A 20,136-nucleotide genomic window follows, 5' to 3' on the forward strand; every position below is an offset into this window, starting at 1 on the left:
GATTCACTTTCCGGCTTCATGCTTTTGAAAATCAAGAAGATTTTTCTGTTGAACCGGTGATGTCGGCTTTGCGGTCAAGTCACCGCGATCGTCAGCTCCGCGACGAAATCATAGGCGTCGCCGCGATAGAGTGAGCGGGTGAATTCGACGGCGCGGCCGGAGCCGAGATAGGAAATGCGCTCGATCGACAGGCCGGCCGCACCGACGGAGACACCGAGAAGCTGGGCGTCGGCTTCCTTCATGTTGGTGGCCGAGATGCGCTGCACTGCGCGCACCGGGCGGACCTGGAGGCGTTCGAGTTCGGCATAGAGCGAATTGGTGACGGCCGACGGATCGGGCAGGAATTCGCCGGAGACGCTGGCATTCTCGATCGCCAGCGGCTGGTCGTCGGCGATGCGCAGGCGGGAAAGGCGCGAAACCTTGACGTCGGTGCCGAGGCCAAGGATCATCATCTCGTCGGGCGAGGGGGTGTGGATGCCCTTGTGCAGCCATTCGGAGCGGGAGGACATGCCGCGGCGCGCCATATCCTCAGTAAAGGAGGTGAGCTGCGACAGGCGTTGCTCGACCTTGGAGACCGGCTTGGCGACGAAGGTGCCCGAGCCGTGGCGGCGCACCAGCAGGCCATCGGCGACAAGTTCGTCGATCGCCTTTCGCACGGTGACGCGGCTGACGGCGGCGAATTCGGCGATGTCGCGTTCCGGCGGCAGCGCATCGCCGTGGCCGAGCGTGCCGGTGCGCACGGCCTCTTCGAGCATGCGGCGCAGCTTGACGTAGAGCGGGCCGGTGCCGGCGGCCTGCAAGCGCTCCAGGGATAGGATGGTAGCGAGGTCGTCGCTCATGCCGCACCTCTCTGCCTGTCGTTCAAGAGCTTCACCGCAAGTTCCACCGCGCCGTGCAAGGCATCGTTCTTCGGTCTGGCGAGCAGCGGCCTGTAGCGTTCGGAAAGCCAGGGTTCATAAGCTTCGGCAAGACCTCCGAGCAGGCAGATCGACGGGCATTCGGACCAGAGCAGCGCGTCGAGGCTTTCGCCGATCGCCGTTGCCGCATCCGTGACGATGCCGACCGCGATAGCATCGCCCTTGGCCGCATGTTCGAAGACGATCGGTGCGTAGCGGGCAAAGTCCTTCGGTCTTGCCGAGTGCGCGTATTCGACGATGTGCTCGGGATCGTTGCCATATTCGGTCATGACCGCTTCGGTGATCGGCGATGCCGGGCGCACTCTGTCGTGGGCGAGCAGCGATCTTTCCAGGAGGTCGCGGCCGAGGCGGGCGCCGCTTGCCTGGTCGCCAACAACGGAACCCCAGCCGCCGATGCCGTTCAGCCGGCCGTCCTTGCGGGCATTATAGACGGAGCCTGTTCCGAAGGCGCCAACGATGCCGTCGGCATCGCCGAGCGCGCCCTGCAGGGCGATTAGCGCATCGGTGACGACGCGGCCTTCGGCAAAGGGCAGGGCCTTTTCGATTCGCCTGCCGTAATCCCCGACATTGGCGCCGGCAACGCCGACGACGGCTGCGACAGAGGAAAGGGTCTCAGCATCGAGCCCGGCATCGCGTAGCGCCTGCCGGGCGGATTCGACGATATTGAGAAGAGAGTTTTCGAGATCCGACAGAATGTTGGCAGGGCCGGCCTTGCCGCGGCCGATGACTTTGCCGTTCCTGTCCGCGACTGCGGCCCGGCAGCTCGTTCCGCCGCCGTCTATGCCGATTGCAAGCTCCGTCATCGGGCCTCCGAATATGCCGTTCCCCATGTTTTTTAATACAATACCAAAAAAATACCATTTACCAAGTGGGAATGAGGAAGAAAATCAATCTTTTTATCTTATTGATTTTGCTTGATTAAATTTTTTAATGAATTTTATCAGACCGAAAAGTTAAATTAGTCTGGACAATTGGTATTTTTTTGGCATTAATTCGGCAAAAGGGAACAGCACTTCGAGGCCCGCGAAAATCGGCAGTTAAGCCAAGCCGGAACCGCTTCGAAGGTGATCGAGATGACGACCCGCCGGTCTATCAGCTGGTGGCGAATTCAGGCGTCCATCGGCTTTCCCCATCATTTCGCCGCCCGGTGCAGCCACCGGGAAGGCGCGCAGTCCGGCCGCAGGCGATCCGCCTTCGTGTCCGTCGAGCTTTCGGGACCGGCATTACTGGCGGTCCTCCAAGGGGCGTTGGGTGTTACCTCAAACACGCCAATTGCTTGTTTCAGATCGAAAACAGCGCCTAACGGCGCTTAAAACAGGAGAGGGAAATGAAAAACACTGCTCTGAAAAGCTTGCTGCTTGCCTCCAGTCTGCTGAGTTCAGCGGGCCTCGTCCATGCCGCCGACGTCACGCTGACGGTCGAAAGCTGGCGTAACGACGACCTGCAGATCTGGCAGGAAAAGATCATCCCGGCTTTCGAAGCCAAGAACCCGGGCATCAAGATCGTTTTCTCACCGACCGCGCCGACCGAATACAACGCCTCGCTGAATGCCAAGCTCGATGCAGGCTCCGCAGGCGATATCATCACCTGCCGTCCGTTCGATGCCTCGCTCGAACTCTTCAACAAGAAGCAGCTCACTGACATCACCAGCCTGCCTGGCATGGAGAACTTCTCGCCGGTCGCCAAGGCCGCCTGGAGCACCGACGACGGCAAGTCGACCTTCTGCGTGCCGATGGCTTCTGTCATCCACGGCTTCATCTACAACAAGGATGCCTTCGACAAGCTCGGCATCTCTGTGCCGAAGACCCAGGACGAGTTCTACGCAGCGCTCGACAAGATCAAGGCCGACGGCACCTACATTCCGCTCGCCATGGGCACGAAGGACCTCTGGGAAGCCGCTACCATGGGCTACCAGAATATCGGCCCGAACTACTGGAAGGGTGAGGATGGCCGCGCCGCCCTGATCGCCGGCAAGCAGAAGCTGACGGATGCCGACTGGGTCAAGCCCTATGAAGAGCTTGCCAAGTGGAAGCCCTATCTCGGCGACGGCTTCGAAGCCCAGACCTATTCGGACAGCCAGAACCTGTTCACGCTCGGTCGTGCCGCGATATATCCGGCCGGCTCGTGGGAAATCTCGCTGTTCAACAGCCAGGCGCAGTTCAAGATGGGCGCCTTCCCGCCGCCGGTTCCGAAGGCCGGCGACACGGGCTACATCTCCGACCATCCGGATATCGGTGTCGCTCTGAACACCAAGAGCACGCATGCCGAGGAAGCCAAGAAGTTCCTCAGCTGGGTCGCTTCGCCTGAGTTCGCCGATATCTACGCCAACGCGCTGCCGGGCTTCTTCAGCCTGAACTCTAACCCGGTCAAGATGTCCGATCCGCTCGCTCAGGAATTCGTCTCCTGGCGCGGCCCGTACAAGTCGACGGTGCGCTCGACCTATCAGATCCTGTCGCGCGGCACGCCGAACCTCGAAAACGAGACCTGGGTCGAATCGGCCAATGTGATCAACGGCACGGATACGCCGGCGGTTGCTGCCGAGAAGCTCCAGAAGGGCCTCGACAGCTGGTACAAGCCGGCCAAGTGATGTGATCAGGGGCGGCTTTTGCTGCCCCTCATCCGGCCTGCCGGCCACCTTCTCCCCGCTCGCGGGGAGAAGGAGACTCGCAGCGACCTCCCAGCCCGATATGGCATCTTAGCAGGGCGTGTTCCCTCTCTTCCCAGGTGGCAGAGAGTTAGGGTGAGGCGCAACGTTTTCCACCTGTGCTGCCGTTGCAGCCAGTCGACAAGAACAGGCAAAAGCCATGAGCGAAACCGACAACGCGGCCGATATCGTCCCGATCAAGCGCTCGGTGCGCTGGCATATTTTCGTCTTTATGCTGCCGGCCCTGATCATCTATTCCGCCGTCATGGTGCTGCCGCTCATCGAAACCCTCAGGCTCTCGCTCTACAATACGGTCGACGGGCAGCCGGCCTTCGTCGGACTGGCAAATTTCAAGGTGCTGTTTGGCGATGCGCGCTGGGCGCGCGATTTCTGGAATGCGCTCGTCAACAACCTGATCTTCTTTGCCATCCACATGTGCGTGCAGAACCCGATCGGCGTGGCGCTAGCCGCCCTGCTTTCGGTGCCGAAGCTGCGCGGCGTTGCCTTCTACCGCACGGCGATGTTCCTGCCGACGCTCTTGTCCTTCGTCATCGTCGGTTTCATCTGGAAGCTCATCCTTTCGCCGATCTGGGGCGTGGCGCCCTGGATGCTCGATCTCATCGGCTTGAAATTCCTGTTCGCGCCCTGGCTCGGCCAGTCCGGCCCGGCGCTGATCGCAGTGTCACTGATCTCCAACTGGCAATATATCGGCATTCCGATGATGCTGATCTATGCGGCCCTTCTGAGCATCCCCGAGGAGGTGATTGAGGCGGCCGAATGCGACGGCATCACCGGCTGGGCGCAATTCTGGAAGATCAAGCTGCCGCTCATCCTGCCGGCGATCGGCATCATCTCGATCCTGACCTTCGTCGGCAATTTCAACGCCTTCGACCTGATCTACACCGTGCAGGGGGCGCTTGCTGGGCCTAACATGTCGACCGACATTCTCGGGACGCTGCTCTACCGCACCTTCTTCGGTTTCCAGCTTCAGCTCGGCGACCGCTCGATGGGGGCGACGATCGCCACAGTGATGTTCCTCATCATCCTCGCCGGCGTCTCGCTTTATCTCTTCGTCATCCAGCGGCGCATGCGTCGCTATCAATTCTGAGGAGCGCGCATGTCCAAGGCACGCACATCTCCCATCCGCACCGGCCTCGTGCACCTGGCGCTGAGCGCCTATACGCTGGTCGCGCTGTTTCCGGTGTTTCTGACCATCATCAACTCGTTCAAGGATCGCGCCTCGATCTTCCGCGAGCCGCTGATGATCCCGACACCATCGACCTTCAGCCTCGTCGGCTATCAGACGGTGTTGGGGCAGGGCGATTTCGCCACCTATTTCCAGAACAGCTTCATCGTCACGATCGTCTCGATCCTGCTGGTGCTGCTCTTCGGCGCCATGGCCGCCTTTGCGCTTTCCGAATACCGTTTCCGCGGCAATATGCTGCTCGGGCTTTACATGGCGATCGGCATCATGATCCCGATCCGTCTCGGCACGGTGGCGATCCTGCAGGGCATGGTGGCGGCGGGCCTCGTCAATACGCTGACGGCGCTGATCCTCGTCTATACCGCGCAGGGCATACCGCTGGCGATCTTCATCCTGTCGGAGTTCATGCGCACGGTTTCGGATGATCTGAAGAATGCCGGGCGCATCGACGGGCTTTCCGAATATGCGATCTTCTTCCGCCTGGTGCTGCCGCTGGTACGCCCAGCCATGGCGACGGTCGCGGTCTTCACGATGATCCCGATCTGGAACGATCTGTGGTTCCCGCTGATCCTGGCGCCCTCCGAGGCCACCAAGACGGTGACGCTCGGCTCGCAGATCTTCATCGGCCAGTTCGTCACCAACTGGAACGCGGTGTTGGCGGCGCTGTCGCTGGCGATCCTGCCGATCCTCGTCCTCTACGTCATCTTCTCGCGGCAGCTGATCCGCGGCATCACGTCAGGAGCCGTCAAGTGACTGAAAAACCGATCCGCGTCCTCGTTGCCGGCCTCGGCAATATGGGCCGCAGCCATGCGCTCGCCTATCACAACAATCCCGGCTTTGAGATCGTCGGTCTCGTCAACCGCTCGACGCCGCAATTGGAGCCTGAGCTGCAGGGCTATACGATCCATCCCGACTTCATGGCGGCGCTGGCCGAGCTGAAGCCGGACCTCTGCTCGATCAACACCTATTCCGACAGCCATGCCGATTATGCGGTCGCTGCCTTCGAGGCCGGCTGCGATGTCTTCGTGGAAAAGCCGCTGGCAACCACCGTCGCCGATGCCGAGCGCGTCGTCGCGGCAGCTGGGAAGGCGGGGCGCAAGCTGGTGATCGGCTATATCCTTCGCCATCATCCTTCCTGGATGAAGCTGATCGAAGAGGCGCGCAAGCTCGGCCCGCCTTACGTCTTCCGCATGAACCTCAACCAGCAGTCCAGCGGCCCGACCTGGGCGACGCATAAGTCGCTGATGCGCACCACCTCGCCGATTGTCGATTGCGGTGTGCATTATGTCGACGTCATGTGCCAGATCACTGACGCGAGGGCCGTCGAGGTGCGCGGCATGGGGCTGCGCATGTCCGACGAGATCGCTGCCGACATGTATAATTACGGTCACCTGCAGGTGCTGTTCGAGGATGGTTCCGTCGGCTGGTACGAAGCCGGCTGGGGTCCGATGATTTCGGAAACCGCCTTCTTCGTGAAGGATGTGATGTCGCCGAAGGGCGCGGTGTCGATCGTCATGGATCCGAACGCCAAGTCCGACGATATAGACACGCACACCAAGACCTCGGTGATCCGGCTGCATACGGCAGAGACCGGGCCTGACGGCAAGTTCATCCGGCCCGACCAGGACATGACGATGGAAGGCGAACCTGGCCATCAGGCGCTCTGCGACCTGGAACAGGCCTTCATGCTGAGGGCGATCCGCGAGGATCTGGACCTCGACCGCCATATGGCGGATGCGGTGGCGTCGCTGCGCATCTGCCTTGCCGCCGACGAGAGCGTGCGTACCGGCCAGCCGGTCAGATTGTAAGGGAAAGACAGTGGGATCGCTTCAACTCAAATCCATCCGCAAGACCTATGGCACGCATGAAGTGCTGAAAGGCATCGACCTCGAGGTCAAGGACGGCGAATTCGTCATCTTCGTCGGGCCTTCGGGCTGCGGGAAATCGACGCTGCTGCGCAGCATTGCAGGCCTCGAAGACGTTACCTCGGGCGCCGTCGTCATCAACGGCCGCGATGAGACGCTGACGCCGCCGGCCAAGCGCGGCATCGCCATGGTGTTTCAGTCCTACGCGCTTTATCCGCATCTGACGGTCAAGGACAATATGGGGCTCGGGCTCAAGCAGGCAGGCACCGCCAAGGATGAGATCGAAAGGCGTGTCGGCAAGGCGTCCGGCATGCTCTCGCTGGAACCCTATCTCGCGCGCCGGCCGGCCGAACTCTCCGGCGGCCAGCGCCAGCGCGTCGCCATCGGCCGCGCCATCGTGCGCGAACCGGAACTCTTCCTGTTCGATGAGCCGCTGTCGAACCTCGATGCGGCGCTGCGCGTCCAGACCCGCCTCGAAATCGCCCGGCTGCACCGCAGCCTGAAGGCAACGATGATCTATGTCACCCACGACCAGGTCGAGGCGATGACGCTTGCCGACAAGATCGTTGTCCTGAATGCCGGGGCGATCGAGCAGATCGGTTCGCCGATGGAACTCTACAAACGACCGGCCAATGTTTTCGTTGCCGGCTTCATAGGCTCGCCGCAGATGAATTTCATCGCGGCCGAGAAGGTCGGCGATCATAGCGCCAAGACGATCGGCGTGCGTCCCGAACACGTGACGTTATCGCGCGAACAGGGGACTTGGGCTGCGAAGGTCGTGCATGTCGAGCATCTCGGCGCGGACACGATCATCTATCTGGAATCCGACCAGTGCGGCCTGTTGACGGCGCGCCTGTTTGGCGAGCATCAGTACGAGCCGGACGAGATCGTCTATGCGACGCCGGACCAGGCGCACGTGCATCGTTTCGATGTCGACGACCAGGCGATCCGCTAAGCGCATGACAGAACGAAAAAAGCCCCGCCAGCCAGCCTGGCGGGGCTTTTTCATTTCCCGTCGTGCATGGTTCGCTCAACCGAGCACGGGCCGCATGAAGCTGCGTTCATAGCTGACGATACTGCGGTTGCGTTTGTCGAGCTCGAAAGCGGCCTGACATTCCGGATCGCTGGCCATGCGCGTGCGATAGTCCTCGTAGGCGGCAAGGCTCGGGAAGGAAAACAAGGCAACGGCAATGTTGTTGGCGCCTTCGGACGGCAGGAAATAACCGTGATGGGTGCCACCCATCCTGTTGACGATCGGAATCCAGAGCCGGGCATATTCTTCGAATTCGGCTAGCTTGTAGGGATCGATCACATAACGCAGGTGGCAGGTAATCATTGAAATATCCCATCAGGTAAGATGCTGGGCGGAAGGCTGCTCGGCTGATTTGGTTTGCTCAACTTCTGACATCGAGCTGGGGGAGTTCAAGTGCTTTGTGGTGATGGCTGCATCACGATTGCTGACGGCTCGAACGAGCTGAAATGAAAAAAGGCGCCGTTTTGCGGCGCCTTTTGTCTCAGCGGTATTGGCGAAATCAGTCGCGGATGATGAGCAGGTCGGCTGCCATGAAGCGCAGGGTGACCGTTTCGCCGGCCTGCGGCGGGGTGGTGCCCGGGCTGTTGAACATGTCGAAGGAGATGACGTTGCCGCCGACATTCATGCGCGTGCGGATGACCGACCCCAGGAAGTGGGCCGAAACGACATGGCCGGTCAGCGCCGTGTCGCTCTTGACGCTGTCGGAGAGCGAGCCCGCTTCCGGGCGCAGCGCCAGCGAGATGGTTTCTCCGGCCTTGTGGGCAGCGACCGACTGCTTCAGCGTTATGCCCTGATCGCCGATCTGGATGCGGTTGGTATCGGGATCGACGACCTTGGCCTCGATGAGGTTCAGCGTGCCGACGAAGGAGGCGACGAAGCGCGTTGCCGGCGTATTGTAGATCTCGAAAGGCGAACCGATCTGGTCGGCCTTGCCGGCATTCATGACGACGATGCGGTCGGAGATCGAAAGGGCTTCTTCCTGATCATGGGTGACGAAGACCGTGGTGATGCCGAGCTGCTGCTGGATCTGGCGGATTTCCTCGCGCAGCGACACGCGGATCTTGGCGTCGAGTGCGGAGAGCGGCTCGTCGAGCAGCAACACTTGCGGCTTGACGGCGAGCGCACGGGCAAGGGCGACTCGCTGCTGCTGGCCGCCCGACAGTTGATAGGGGAAGCGGTCGGCCAGGTGATCGAGCTTGATCAGGCCGAGCATTTCCTTGACGCGGGCGTCGATCTCAGGTTTTGGGGCGCCGGCGACCTTGAGACCGAAGGCGACATTGTCGTGTACCGTCATGTTGGGGAAGAGCGCGTAGGCCTGGAACACCATGCCGATATTGCGCTGGTTCGGCTTCAGCGCGCTTTGGTCCTTGCCGTTGATGGTCAGCGTGCCGCCGGTTGGCGTTTCGAAGCCGGCGATCATGCGCAGAACGGTCGTCTTGCCGCAGCCCGACGGCCCGAGGAAGGAGACGAACTCACCCTTCTCGATGTTCATGTTGAAGTTCTTGACGACCTGAACCGGGCCGAAGGATTTTTGAATGTTGTTCAGCGTGAGAAAAGACATGAGCCAGATACCTTAAGCCTTTGCCGGGCGGGCTTTGCCGACGCGGGAAACGATGTTGAGCAGGCCCATGCTGAGCCAGGTGATCGAGAAGGCGATGACGGCAAGCGCCGAAGGCTCATAGGCCTTGTTGGCGCCAACGAGCTGCAGGTAGGGACCGAAGGCCGGACGGTTCAGAAGTGCGGCAAAGGTGAATTCGCCCATGACGATCGCGAGCGTGATGAAAGCGCCTGAGAGCACGCCGCTCATGACGTTGGGAAAAATGCATTTGAACATGATGGTCGTCCATCGGGCGCCGAGGCTTTCGGCCGCTTCTGTCAGCGTGCGGACGTCGATGGCGCGCATGGCGGTATCGACGGCGCGGTACATATAGGGCAGGGACAGGGTGATATAGGAGAAGACCAGCAGGATATTGGTGCCGGTCGTCGAACCCGTCAGCGGCAGGTAGGACGAAGAATTATACATCCTGAGGTATCCGAAGACGATGACGATCGCCGGAATGACAAGCGGCAGCAACGTGATGAATTCGACGACCGGACGCATCTGCGGCAGCCGCAGCCGCACCCAATAGGCCGTCGGCACGACGAGCAGCATGCCGAAGACGATGGTGAGCAACGCCATCAGCATCGAATAGCCGAAGGTCTCCCGGAACTGAATGTCGGAGAATACCGACTCATAAGCATCGAGGCTGTATTCGCCACGGCGCATGCGCAATGAAAACTCGATTGTGCCGATCAACGGGATGATAAAGTAGGACGCGCCGAGAATGATGGCGATCCAGGCTCCGAGACGTTGAGCTTTCATTTCTGCCACCGTTCGGCGCGCATGCGCAGCATGAGGTAAAGGACGTTGGAGACGCCGGTGATGACGATCATGCCGAGCGCGATGGCGTAACCGAGGTTGGCATTGTGCAGAACGTCGCCGCGGATCTGCGCATAGAGCAGGATCGGCACGATGTTCAGCGAGCTGCCGGTCAGCGCGAAAGCGGTGGCAATGGCGCCGAAAGCGTTGGCGAAGAGCAGCAGCGTCGTGCCGAGCAGGCTCGGCCAAAGGATCGGCAGCGCGACCATCGTCCAGTACTGGCGGTTGGTGGCGCCAAGAATCTGCGAGGCTTCGCGCCATTCCTTCTTCATGCCGTCGAGGGCCGGCGTCAGAATCAGCACCATCAGCGGGATCTGGAAATACATGTAGGTGATGGTGAGGCCGAAGAAGGACAGCAGGTTGAAGCCGGTGCCGTAGAGATTGAAGCCGAACCATTCGCGCAGGAAGATCGTCACAAGGCCGGTGCGGCCGAGCGTTGCGAGGAAGGCGAAGGCGAGCGGCACGCCGGCGAAATTCGAGGCGACGCCGGAGAAGGTCAGCAGCGTCGAGCGCACGGAGGCGGGCAGGCCGCCGAGCACGACGGCCCAGGCAAGGAAAAAGCCGATCAACGCGCCGCCGAGGGCGGAGGCGACCGAGATACGGATACTGATCCAGTAAGCGCTCATGATCGATGGCGTAAAAAGATCGCCGATATTCTTCAGCGTGAAATCGCCCTCGGGCGTCAGGAACGCGCCCACCACGAGATAAAGCGTGGGCATGATCAGGAACAGCAGGGAGAATATAATGAAGGGTGCGATGCCCAGCCAGTCGATCACGCGGTCTTTGTTGATCAAGGGGGCACTGCTCGCCATCGGCGTTGAAACGGTGCTCATGGAAAAGCTCATCCTGGGGCGTCGGAGTGAGAAAACCTCCCCGCCTTGCGGCGGGGAGGCAGGATCAAAGTTACTGAACGTTGGCGCCGACGACGGAATCCCAGTTCTTGGTAATGGTTTCCTTGCCGGCGGCCTGCTCTTCCAGCGTCGGGAAGACAGCCTTTTCATAGGCTGCTGCTGGCGGCAGCTTATCGAGCAGTTCCTTCGGGATCTTGTTGTTCTTGGCAAGATCGTTGAACCGGATCGGGTGGCAATAGCCCTTCAGCCAGCCGAGCTGACCTTCGTCGGAGTAGAGGTATTCCATCCAGAGCTTGGCAGCGTTCGGGTGCGGAGCGAAGGCGGAAATCGCCTGAACGTAGACGCCGGCAACGACGCCAGTCTTCGGAACGACGACCTCGAACGGAGGATTGCCCTTCAGGCCTTCGCCCCAGGAGAGGGCGTTGTAGTCCCAGGCGATGACGATCGGCGTGGAGCCCTGTGCGAAGGGAGCAGCCTTGCCGACGACCGGCACGAAATTGCCGCTCTTGTTCAGTTCGGCGAAGAACTTCAGGCCTTCCTCGCCTGCCTTGGCCGCGTCGCCGCCGGATGCGGAAAGACCAGCGGCATAGACGCCCTGGACAGCCTGGTTGGCGCTGCGCGGATCGCCTGCGAGGGCGACGCTGTTTGCATAGTCGCTCTTCTTCAGGTCGGCCCAGTCAGTCGGCGATTCCTTGACGAGATCCTTGTTCACCAGGAGCGCGAGAACGCCGTAATAGTCGCCGTACCAGTAGCCTTCAGCATCCTTGGCGGTATCCGGAATGGAATCCCAGGTGGAGACCTTATAAGGCTGGATCAGGCCGTCTTTCTTGGCGGACGGGCCGAAAGAGAGGCCGACGTCGATGACGTCAGGAGCCTGCGGGCCGGTGTTGCCCTTGTTGGCCTTGATGGCTTCGATTTCGTCGCCCGAACTTGCATCCGGGTTCAGTTCGTTGACCTCGATGCCGTACTTGGCCTTGAAGCCGGCAATGACGTCGCCGTAACCGCACCAGCTGTGCGGCAGAGCGATCGTCGTCAGGCTGCCTTCCTTTTTGGCGGCGGCGATAAGTTCAGCGCTCGGCTCGGCGGCGGCAATCGCGGTCGAAGCCATGATCATCGCAGTAGAAAGCGACAGAAGTCGAGAAATGTTAGAGATCACTGTTGTTCTCCTTCGGGTTTTCAGTGTCTGGCGATGCTGTTAATGAGATTACATGAAGCTTGTGTGACAGTTCGATGACGTTAATTCTGCTGTGAATAACGGGGGTTGCGACAAATGTTTTATTTGCGACAACGCCGTCTGTTTCCGCGAAAAATCCGCCATTGTTTTTCTTCTGTTTTAGTCTTGTCCTCCTAACCCGGTTTACGGAAAAGCCTGGTTTGCTCGAACAGGCCTTCCAGTGTCTTCATGCGCTCCTTCGTCTCGTCCCAGGTCGAGTTCTGAACGGCCTCGATCAGCGCTTCGACGATGAAAAGGGTAACGACGGAGGAATCCCAAGCCGATGGCGCCTCGATCCGGACGCGGAAGGCATGCCTGGCGAGCTTGGCGGCCGGCGAACCCCACTGGTCGGTGAAGACGATGATTTCGGCGCCGCGTTTGCGGGCGGCGGTCGCAAGGCTCACCATCTCCTGCTCATAGCGGCGGATGTCGAAGATGATCAGGATGTCGCCGGCATTCATGTTGAGGGCATATTGCGGCCAGCTGCTGGAATTCGACGATAGTAGCGTCGTTGCCGGCCGGATCACCTGCATATGGGTGAAGAAATATTCGGCAAGCGCGCCGGTGATGCGGCCTCCGACGAAATAAAGGCCGCGCTTGCGGTCGGAGAGCAACGCGGCGACGCTGTCGAACGTCGCGGTGTCGAGATCAGTCAGCGTCTGGCGCAGATTACCCATGATGGCATCGGCGAAACGGTTGAGAATATGGGTGCCCGGCGCGTTCTGCGCCCAGCGGTCGTGCTTGGCGATCGGATTCGAGATCGTCGCCTCGACTTCCTGATGCAGATGCGCCTGAAAGTCCGGATAACCCTTGAAGCCGAGCTTCTGCACCATGCGCACGACGGTCGGGGTCGAGACGCCGGCGTTTTCGGCGATCGTGGTGATGCTGCCGAGGCCGGAGACCGGATAGTTGTCGAGCAGGCTTTCGGCTAGCTGCTTCTCGGCACGAGTCAACACCCCCAAATGCGAGTGTATGACGTCCGAAACCGTCTTCGACGCAATTGTCACTTAATATGCTCCCCGGGATGGTCTGGCGCCACTTTCCCACTCAAAGTTAACAACGCTGTCATAATCCATGTCAACCACTGTCATGAAAAGAAATTTTCAGTGGATGCTTGACACCGACCGAAACCTGAAGAATTCTTTTCTTCATCAAGAATTTGTTAAGGGATAAGGAGTGGCGCCTTTGGTGCTGGCCCGGCCGAAAATCCTCAGTGAAGCGGACGGTGACTGCGTCGGGATCGAACGCATCCACGGCCGGAGCCCGGTGCTTCTGGTCTGCGAGCACGCTTCGAATGCGCTTCCAGCCCTTTTCGGCGATCTCGGCCTGCCCAGCGAAGCGCTCTCCACTCACATTGCCTGGGACCCGGGCGCGCTTGCGGTCGCCCGCATCCTATCGGAAGCGCTCGACGCGACGCTCGTTTACCAGCGGTTCTCCCGGCTTATCTACGACTGTAACCGGCCGCCCAGTTCACCCGGCGCCATGCCGGAGACCAGCGAAATCTACGACATTCCCGGCAATAGGGATTTGAGCCCCGAAGAACGGCTTGCGCGCACAGACGCGCTCTATGTGCCTTTCCACGACGCCATTCGCGGGCTGATCCGCGATCGCCGGGCGAGGGGGCAGGACAGCATCATTGTGACGATGCACAGCTTCACGCCGGTCTATCACGGCCGCGAACGCGCGGTCGAACTCGGTATATTGCACGATGAAGATAGCCGGCTCGCCGACCGCATGCTGAGGGCAGCGGCCGAGGCGCCGCTTTACAGAACGGAACGCAACGAGCCTTACGGGCCTGAGGACGGTGTGACGCACACGCTGATCCTGCACGGGCTTTCGAACGGCTTGCGCAATGTGATGATCGAGGTCCGCAACGACCTCATCGCAAACGATATCGGCCAAGGGGTCATGGCCGATTATTTGAAAGGGCTGCTCCAGCAAAGTCTGGACGCCTGAATAATAAGAAGACCCGAGGGAGCAGTTTAACTGCGAACGTCCGCATGGCGCAAATGCCGCGGACAATTGGCACTGAATCGGCCCGCAATTCCGCGGCCGATCGTGAACAGGGGGAAGTCATGTCGGATTATACCGAACTGGACAAGAAGCAGGATGTGCACATCCTGCATTCCATGGGTTATGCCCAGGAACTCGAACGGCGCATGAGCTCGTTTTCGAACTTTGCCGTCTCATTTTCCATCATCTGCATTCTCTCCGGCGGCATCAATTCGCTGGCGCAGGCGACCTCGGGTGCCGGCGGCGCCGCCATCGGCATCGGCTGGCCGGTCGGCTGCTTCATCTCGCTCGTCTTCGCCATCGGCATGGCGCAGATCAGCTCGGCCTATCCGACGGCCGGCGGCCTCTATCACTGGAGTTCGATCCTCGGAAACCGCTTTACCGGCTGGGTGACCGCCTGGTTCAACCTGCTCGGTCTCGTCACCGTGCTGGGCGCCATCAATGTCGGCACCTATTATTTCTTCATGGGGTCGTTCGGCACCAGCTATTTCGGGCTGACCGACACGACGACGGTGCGCATCATCTTCCTCGTGGTCATCACCGGCGCGCAGGCGCTCGTGAACCACATGGGCATCGGACTGACCGCGAAGCTGACCGATTTCTCGGGTTATCTCATCTTCGCGACCGCTATCGCGCTTTCGGCCGTCTGCCTCATCGCAGCGCCCTCCTACGAGATCGGCCGCCTTTTCACCTTCGCCAACTATTCCGGCGAAGTCGGCGGCAATGTCTGGCCTTCCACCTCCGGTGCCTGGGTCTTCCTGCTCGGCCTGCTGCTGCCGATCTACACCATCACCGGCTATGATGCCTCGGCGCATACGTCGGAAGAGACGGTCAAGGCTGCCGAATCGGTCCCGCGCGGCATGGTCGCCTCGGTGCTCTGGTCGGCGCTTTTCGGCTATATCATGCTGTGCGCCTTCGTGCTCATGCTGCCGAATATGGATGATGCGGCAAAGCAGGGCTGGAACGTGTTCTTCTGGGCGATGGACAGCCAGGTCAACCCGATCGTCAAGGACATTCTCTATCTTGCCATCCTCGTCAGCCAGTGGCTGTGCGGCCTTGCGACCGTTACTTCGGTCTCGCGCATGATCTTCGCCTTCTCGCGTGACGGCGGTCTGCCGGCGTCGAAGGTCCTGTCGAAAGTCAGCCCAAAGCACCGCACGCCGGTGGCTGCGATCTGGACCGGCTCGATCCTCTCGGTTCTGTTCGTCTGGGGCTCCTCGCTCGCTACGATTGGTGACACGCCGGTCTATACGATCGTCGTCTCGTGCACGGTCATCTTCCTGTTCTTCTCTTTCGCGATCCCGATCACGCTCGGCCTGTTCGCCTGGGGCACGTCGAAGTGGGACAAGATGGGACCGTGGAACCTCGGCGAAGGCGTCTTCAAGCTCTTTGCCGTGCTGACCGTCATCGCGATGATCCTGATCTTCATCCTCGGCATTCAGCCGCCGAACGAATGGGCGCTCTACATCACCGTCGGTTTCCTGGTGCTGACGGCGATCGTCTGGTTCGGATTCGAAAGCCGTCGCTTCAAAGGGCCGCCGATCGGTGCGGAAGTGGCAAAGCGTCAGGCCGAGATCGCGGCCGCCGAAGCAGCCGTCGGCGAAAGCGGCGAAAACTAAGCATCGAGGCTTCCCTCTCAAATGGCGGGGCCGCATCCTGCGGCCCCATCACCGGTACAACGAAAAGGCATCAGGCCGCAAAGTCCGGCCGAGCGCATGCGATTTCGTTGCCCCGATTTTCTCAATTCAATTCAGGCGGATCAATCATGAGCAGCTACACAATCGACGATCTCAGGAAGGATGTTGCCGAAGGGCGCATCGACACGGTTCTGGCCTGCCAGGTGGATATGCAGGGCCGACTGATGGGCAAGCGTTTCCAAGCGGAATATTTCGTCGAGAGCGCCTGGAAGGAAACGCACAGCTGCAACTACCTGATCGCCACCGACATGGAGATGGAGACCGTCTCCGGCTACAAGGCGACGAGTTGGGAGAAGGGCTACGGCGACTACACGATGAAGCCGGATCTTGCGACGTTGCGTCGTATTCCCTGGCTGGAAGGCACCGCGCTGGTGCTTTGCGATATGCTCGATCATCATACGCACGAGGAGGTCGCCCACTCGCCGCGCGCGATCCTGAAGAAGCAGGTGAAGCGGCTCGAAGATATGGGCATGAAGGCCTACATGGCCTCGGAGCTCGAATTCTTCCTGTTCGACCAGAGCTACGAGGCGGCGCAGGCTTCCGGCTACCGCAACCTCAAGCTCGTCAGCGCCTATAACGAGGACTACCACATCTTCCAGACCACCAAGGAGGAAGAGGTGATGCGGGCGATCCGCACCGGGCTGCAGGGCGCCGGCATCCCGGTCGAGAACTCCAAGGGTGAGGCGTCGGCCGGCCAGGAGGAAATCAACGTGCGCTACGCCGATGCGCTCGCCATGGCCGACCGGCACGCGATCATCAAGAACGGCTGCAAGGAGATTGCCTGGTCGAAGGGCAAGGCTATCACCTTCCTGGCCAAGTGGAATTACAATGCTGCTGGCAGTTCCTCGCATATCCACCAGTCGCTCTGGAGCCTGGAGGAAAAGCCGCTTTTCTTCGACCATACCGGCAAATACGGCATGTCGCCGCTGATGCATAATTACGTCGCCGGGCTTCTCGCTCATGCGAGCGAGATCACCTATTTCCTGGCGCCCTACATCAACTCCTACAAGCGCTTCATGGCCGGCACGTTTGCGCCGACCAAGGCGATCTGGAGCAAGGACAACCGCACCGCCGGCTATCGCCTGTGCGGCGAAGAGACCAAGGGTATCCGTATCGAGTGCCGCGTTGGCGGCTCCGATCTCAATCCCTATCTCGCCTTCGCCGCGCTGCTTGCCGCCGGCATTGACGGCATCGAGAACAAGCTCGAACTGGAAGCCCCCTTCGTTGGCGACGCCTATGGCGGCAAGGGCGTTCGCGAGATCCCGCGCACGCTGCGCGCGGCCACGGCGGCGATGACGGAATCGGCGATGCTACGCAAGGCCTTCGGCGACGACGTGATCGACCACTATACGCGCGCCGGCGAATGGGAGCAGGAAGAATACGACCGCCGCATCACCGATTGGGAAGTGGCGCGCGGTTTCGAAAGAGCTTAATAGGCATTTGCGATTTGCTTGCCCCTCACCTTAACCCTCTCCCCGTAAAAACGGGGAGAGGGGACGTGCCAAACGCAGCGTCGATGTTAGGGAAAGCCGGTGCGGCATATCCCCTTCGCCCCGTTTGCGGGGAGAGGTGCCGGCAGGCGGATGAGGTGCCACGGCCTCACTCAAATTTTGAAGAATACGAGGATAGGAACAGATCATGGCAATGATCCAATGCATTTCACCGGTTGACGGGTCGGTTTATGCCGAGCGCGCAGCCCTTTCTCTCGATGCCGCCAAGGATGTGGTGGCGCGCGCCCGCAAGGCGCAGAAAGCCTGGGCGAAACGGCCCCTCGAAGAGCGTGTGCAACTGGTGCTGAAGGGTGCTGCGCGGCTGAACGAGATGTCCGATGTCGTCGTGCCAGAGCTCGCCTGGCAGATGGGCCGGCCGATCAAGTATGGCGGCGAATACAAGGGTTTCAACGAGCGTTCCAACTATGTCGCCTCGATCGCGGCGGACGCGATGGCGCCTGTTGTCGTCGAGGAGAGCGATCGTTTCGAGCGGCGCATCGAGCGCGAGGCCCATGGCGTCGTCTTCGTCGTAGCACCATGGAACTATCCCTACATGACGGCGATCAACACGATCGCGCCGGCGCTGATGGCCGGCAATACCGTGGTGCTGAAGCATGCCTCGCAGACGCTGCTGGTCGGTGAGCGGTTGGTGCAGGCCTTCATCGAGGCCGGCGTTCCCGAGGATGTGTTCCAGAACGTCTTCCTCGATCATGAAACGACGTCAGCGCTGATTGCCGCCGGCAGCTTCAATTTCGTCAACTTCACCGGATCGGTCGAAGGCGGGCGGTCGATGGAGCGGGCGGCTGCCGGCACCTTCACCGGCCTCGGCCTCGAACTCGGCGGCAAGGATCCGGGTTATGTCATGGAGGACGCCGATCTCGAGGCGGCCGTCGACACGCTGATGGACGGCGCGACCTACAATTCCGGTCAGTGCTGCTGCGGCATCGAGCGCATCTACGTGCATGAATCGCTCTACGACGCCTTCGTCGAGAAATCGGTTGCCTGGGTATCGAACTACAAGCTCGGCAATCCGCTCGATCCGGAAACCTCGCTCGGGCCGATGGCGCATAAGCGCTTCGCCAAGGTGGTGCGCGAGCAGATCGCCGATGCTGTTTCCAAGGGCGCCAAGGCGCTTGTCGATCCCAAGCTTTTCCCCCAGGATGACGGCGGCGCCTATCTCGCACCGCAGGTCCTCGTCAATGTCGACCACTCCATGGCCTTCATGCGCGAAGAGACTTTCGGTCCGGCAGTCGGCATCATGAAAGTGAAGAGCGACGAGGAGGCACTCGCTTTGATGAACGACAGCCAGTACGGGCTGACGGCCTCGCTCTGGACCAGGGATGTCGAGCGGGCAGGGCGGCTCGGCCGCGAGATCGAAACCGGCACCGTATTCATGAACCGCGCAGACTATCTCGATCCGGCGCTTTGCTGGACCGGCGTCAAGGAGACCGGCCGCGGCGGCTCGCTGTCGATCATCGGCTTCCACAATCTGACGCGTCCGAAATCCTTCCATCTGAAGAAAGTCACAGCATGAGCAGCAACATCACCGCAAACTGGAGCTATCCAACATCGGTCAAGCTCGGCCGGGGCCGCATCGCGGAACTGGCCGACGCCTGCAAAAGCCTCGGCATCAAGAAGCCACTGCTCGTCACCGACCGTGGCCTTGCCTCGATGGCAATCACCAAGACAGCGCTCGATATTCTCGAAGATGCCGGTCTCGGCCGGGCGATCTTTGCCGATGTCGATCCGAACCCGAACGAGAAGAACCTCGAAGCCGGCGTCAGGGCTTTCAAGGACGGCGGTCATGACGGCGTCGTCGCCTTCGGCGGCGGCTCCGGCCTCGATCTCGGCAAGTGCGTCGCCTTCATGGCCGGCCAGACGCGGCCGGTCTGGGACTTCGAAGATATCGGCGACTGGTGGACGCGTGCGAGCCTCGAGGGCATCGCCCCGATCGTCGCGGTGCCGACGACGGCAGGCACCGGTTCGGAAGTCGGGCGCGCCAGCGTCATCACCAATTCCGAAACGCATGTGAAGAAGATCATCTTCCATCCGAAGTTCCTGCCTGGCGTCGTCATTTCCGATCCGGAACTGACGGTCGGTATGCCGAAGATCATCACGGCCGGCACAGGCATGGATGCCTTCGCCCATTGCCTGGAGGCTTATTCCTCGCCCTTCTATCACCCGATGTCGGCCGGCATCGCGCTCGAGGGCATGCGCCTCGTCAAGGAGTTCCTGCCACGCGCCTATAGGGAAGGCACGGATCTGGAAGCCCGCGCCAACATGATGGCCGCCGCCGCCATGGGCGCGGTCGCCTTCCAGAAGGGGCTCGGCGCCATCCACGCGCTGTCGCACCCGATCGGCGCCGTCTACAACACCCATCACGGCATGACCAATGCGGTGGTGATGCCGGCGGTGTTGCGCTTCAACCGCAAGGCGATCGAGGAGAAGATCGGACGCGCCGCCGCCTATCTCGGCATTTCGGGCGGTTTCGACGGGTTCTACGACTATGTGCTGAAGCTCCGCTCCGAACTCGGCGTGCCGGAGACGCTGTCGGCGATGGGAATCGCTGCCGACCGCATCGACGAATTATCGGCCATGGCGATCGAAGATCCGAGCGCCGGCGGCAACCCGGTTGCACTGACGCTTGAAAATACCAAGGCCCTATTCGAAGATTGCTTCTGACGACATAAGAGCGGACCAACAGACTGGCCTGGAAAACCGCGGTTTCCCAGGCCTTTTTCGTTTCGGGCAGCATCCCTATTTTTAGGGATGTGAAAAATACCGGCTGCA

18 protein-coding genes are annotated in these 20,136 nt (G+C 60.7%); 10 read left to right on the forward strand and 8 right to left on the reverse strand.

Annotated features, from left to right (window positions below; translation table 11 throughout):
- Positions 1 to 74: 74 nt before the first annotated feature.
- Both HX898_RS00740 and HX898_RS00745 read right to left on the reverse strand, forming a co-directional pair.
- Positions 75 to 839: a GntR family transcriptional regulator gene (locus HX898_RS00740; RefSeq protein ID WP_011652849.1), complete on the reverse strand. Its 765-nt coding sequence runs from the start codon at positions 837 to 839 to the stop codon at positions 75 to 77.
- Positions 836 to 1,720: an N-acetylglucosamine kinase gene (locus HX898_RS00745; protein WP_138330477.1), complete on the reverse strand. Its 885-nt coding sequence runs from the start codon at positions 1,718 to 1,720 to the stop codon at positions 836 to 838. Before HX898_RS00745 ends, HX898_RS00740 begins: the two co-directional genes overlap by 4 nt.
- A gap of 524 nt (positions 1,721 to 2,244) precedes the next feature.
- Here HX898_RS00745 and HX898_RS00750 point away from each other — a divergent pair.
- The 5 genes from HX898_RS00750 (at position 2,245) to HX898_RS00770 (ending at position 7,585) form a co-directional block, all read left to right on the forward strand.
- Entirely contained in the window at positions 2,245 to 3,504 is a 1,260-nt protein-coding gene (locus tag HX898_RS00750) for an ABC transporter substrate-binding protein (protein ID WP_128438203.1), read from the forward strand.
- A 217-nt stretch (positions 3,505 to 3,721) separates the two neighbouring features.
- Complete coding sequence (locus HX898_RS00755) at positions 3,722 to 4,669, forward strand: sugar ABC transporter permease (RefSeq protein ID WP_180193723.1); 948 nt, start codon at positions 3,722 to 3,724, stop codon at positions 4,667 to 4,669.
- A gap of 9 nt (positions 4,670 to 4,678) precedes the next feature.
- Positions 4,679 to 5,518, forward strand: a complete 840-nt coding sequence (locus HX898_RS00760) for a carbohydrate ABC transporter permease (protein ID WP_138330479.1) — start codon at positions 4,679 to 4,681, stop codon at positions 5,516 to 5,518.
- Positions 5,515 to 6,573, forward strand: a complete 1,059-nt coding sequence (locus HX898_RS00765; RefSeq protein WP_138387047.1) for a Gfo/Idh/MocA family oxidoreductase — start codon at positions 5,515 to 5,517, stop codon at positions 6,571 to 6,573. The genes HX898_RS00760 and HX898_RS00765 overlap by 4 nt, the downstream gene beginning before the upstream one ends.
- Positions 6,574 to 6,583: 10 nt before the next feature.
- Positions 6,584 to 7,585 (forward strand): ABC transporter ATP-binding protein, encoded by a 1,002-nt coding sequence (locus HX898_RS00770; RefSeq protein ID WP_138387048.1) that lies wholly within the window; start codon positions 6,584 to 6,586, stop codon positions 7,583 to 7,585.
- A 75-nt stretch (positions 7,586 to 7,660) separates the two neighbouring features.
- Here the strand turns inward: HX898_RS00770 and HX898_RS00775 are convergent, their stop codons facing one another.
- From HX898_RS00775 to HX898_RS00800, 6 genes are all read right to left on the reverse strand, one after another.
- Entirely contained in the window at positions 7,661 to 7,966 is a 306-nt protein-coding gene (locus HX898_RS00775) for an NIPSNAP family protein (protein WP_012758329.1), read from the reverse strand.
- A 196-nt stretch (positions 7,967 to 8,162) separates the two neighbouring features.
- Positions 8,163 to 9,224 (reverse strand): ABC transporter ATP-binding protein, encoded by a 1,062-nt coding sequence (locus HX898_RS00780; protein ID WP_138330483.1) that lies wholly within the window; start codon positions 9,222 to 9,224, stop codon positions 8,163 to 8,165.
- A 12-nt stretch (positions 9,225 to 9,236) separates the two neighbouring features.
- Positions 9,237 to 10,025: an ABC transporter permease gene (locus tag HX898_RS00785; protein ID WP_026158775.1), complete on the reverse strand. Its 789-nt coding sequence runs from the start codon at positions 10,023 to 10,025 to the stop codon at positions 9,237 to 9,239.
- Positions 10,022 to 10,915 (reverse strand): ABC transporter permease subunit, encoded by an 894-nt coding sequence (locus HX898_RS00790; protein WP_138330484.1) that lies wholly within the window; start codon positions 10,913 to 10,915, stop codon positions 10,022 to 10,024. Before HX898_RS00790 ends, HX898_RS00785 begins: the two co-directional genes overlap by 4 nt.
- Positions 10,916 to 10,985: 70 nt before the next feature.
- A complete protein-coding gene (locus tag HX898_RS00795; RefSeq protein WP_138330485.1) occupies positions 10,986 to 12,089 on the reverse strand; it encodes an ABC transporter substrate-binding protein in 1,104 nt (367 codons plus the stop codon).
- A gap of 191 nt (positions 12,090 to 12,280) precedes the next feature.
- Positions 12,281 to 13,153, reverse strand: a complete 873-nt coding sequence (locus tag HX898_RS00800) for a MurR/RpiR family transcriptional regulator (protein WP_138387049.1) — start codon at positions 13,151 to 13,153, stop codon at positions 12,281 to 12,283.
- A 178-nt stretch (positions 13,154 to 13,331) separates the two neighbouring features.
- Between HX898_RS00800 and HX898_RS00805 the strand changes: the two genes are divergently transcribed.
- The 5 genes from HX898_RS00805 (at position 13,332) to HX898_RS00825 (ending at position 20,028) form a co-directional block, all read left to right on the forward strand.
- Positions 13,332 to 14,102: an N-formylglutamate amidohydrolase gene (locus HX898_RS00805; protein ID WP_138387486.1), complete on the forward strand. Its 771-nt coding sequence runs from the start codon at positions 13,332 to 13,334 to the stop codon at positions 14,100 to 14,102.
- Positions 14,103 to 14,221: 119 nt separating this feature from the next.
- Positions 14,222 to 15,778, forward strand: a complete 1,557-nt coding sequence (locus tag HX898_RS00810) for an amino acid permease (RefSeq protein ID WP_173883615.1) — start codon at positions 14,222 to 14,224, stop codon at positions 15,776 to 15,778.
- 146 nt (positions 15,779 to 15,924) lie between these two features.
- On the forward strand, positions 15,925 to 17,289 hold the full coding sequence (locus HX898_RS00815; RefSeq protein WP_138387051.1) for a glutamine synthetase family protein: 1,365 nt from the start codon (positions 15,925 to 15,927) through the stop codon (positions 17,287 to 17,289).
- Between the two features lie 205 nt (positions 17,290 to 17,494).
- Complete coding sequence (locus HX898_RS00820; protein ID WP_180193724.1) at positions 17,495 to 18,880, forward strand: aldehyde dehydrogenase family protein; 1,386 nt, start codon at positions 17,495 to 17,497, stop codon at positions 18,878 to 18,880.
- The gene (locus HX898_RS00825) at positions 18,877 to 20,028 is read left to right on the forward strand and encodes an iron-containing alcohol dehydrogenase (protein WP_180193725.1); all 1,152 of its coding nucleotides are present in this window, start codon (positions 18,877 to 18,879) and stop codon (positions 20,026 to 20,028) included. The genes HX898_RS00820 and HX898_RS00825 overlap by 4 nt, the downstream gene beginning before the upstream one ends.
- Positions 20,029 to 20,136: the final 108 nt, after the last annotated feature.

The sequence above is a fragment of the Rhizobium sp. WYCCWR 11128 genome, from assembly GCF_013416305.1.
GTDB classification, from domain to species: Bacteria; Pseudomonadota; Alphaproteobacteria; order Rhizobiales; family Rhizobiaceae; genus Rhizobium; species Rhizobium indicum.

Excerpts from the sequence above, each read along its gene's own strand:
- HX898_RS00740 (WP_011652849.1), bottom strand. The coding sequence starts at position 839 with ATGAGCGACGACCTCGCTACCATCCTATCCCTGGAGCGCTTGCAGGCC.
- HX898_RS00745 (WP_138330477.1), bottom strand. The coding sequence starts at position 1,720 with ATGACGGAGCTTGCAATCGGCATAGACGGCGGCGGAACGAGCTGCCGG.
- HX898_RS00750 (WP_128438203.1), top strand. The coding sequence starts at position 2,245 with ATGAAAAACACTGCTCTGAAAAGCTTGCTGCTTGCCTCCAGTCTGCTG.
- HX898_RS00755 (WP_180193723.1), top strand. The coding sequence starts at position 3,722 with ATGAGCGAAACCGACAACGCGGCCGATATCGTCCCGATCAAGCGCTCG.
- HX898_RS00760 (WP_138330479.1), top strand. The coding sequence starts at position 4,679 with ATGTCCAAGGCACGCACATCTCCCATCCGCACCGGCCTCGTGCACCTG.
- HX898_RS00775 (WP_012758329.1), bottom strand. The coding sequence starts at position 7,966 with ATGATTACCTGCCACCTGCGTTATGTGATCGATCCCTACAAGCTAGCC.
- HX898_RS00780 (WP_138330483.1), bottom strand. The coding sequence starts at position 9,224 with ATGTCTTTTCTCACGCTGAACAACATTCAAAAATCCTTCGGCCCGGTT.
- HX898_RS00785 (WP_026158775.1), bottom strand. The coding sequence starts at position 10,025 with ATGAAAGCTCAACGTCTCGGAGCCTGGATCGCCATCATTCTCGGCGCG.
- HX898_RS00790 (WP_138330484.1), bottom strand. The coding sequence starts at position 10,915 with ATGAGCACCGTTTCAACGCCGATGGCGAGCAGTGCCCCCTTGATCAAC.
- HX898_RS00810 (WP_173883615.1), top strand. The coding sequence starts at position 14,222 with ATGTCGGATTATACCGAACTGGACAAGAAGCAGGATGTGCACATCCTG.
- HX898_RS00815 (WP_138387051.1), top strand. The coding sequence starts at position 15,925 with ATGAGCAGCTACACAATCGACGATCTCAGGAAGGATGTTGCCGAAGGG.
- HX898_RS00820 (WP_180193724.1), top strand. The coding sequence starts at position 17,495 with ATGGCAATGATCCAATGCATTTCACCGGTTGACGGGTCGGTTTATGCC.
- HX898_RS00825 (WP_180193725.1), top strand. The coding sequence starts at position 18,877 with ATGAGCAGCAACATCACCGCAAACTGGAGCTATCCAACATCGGTCAAG.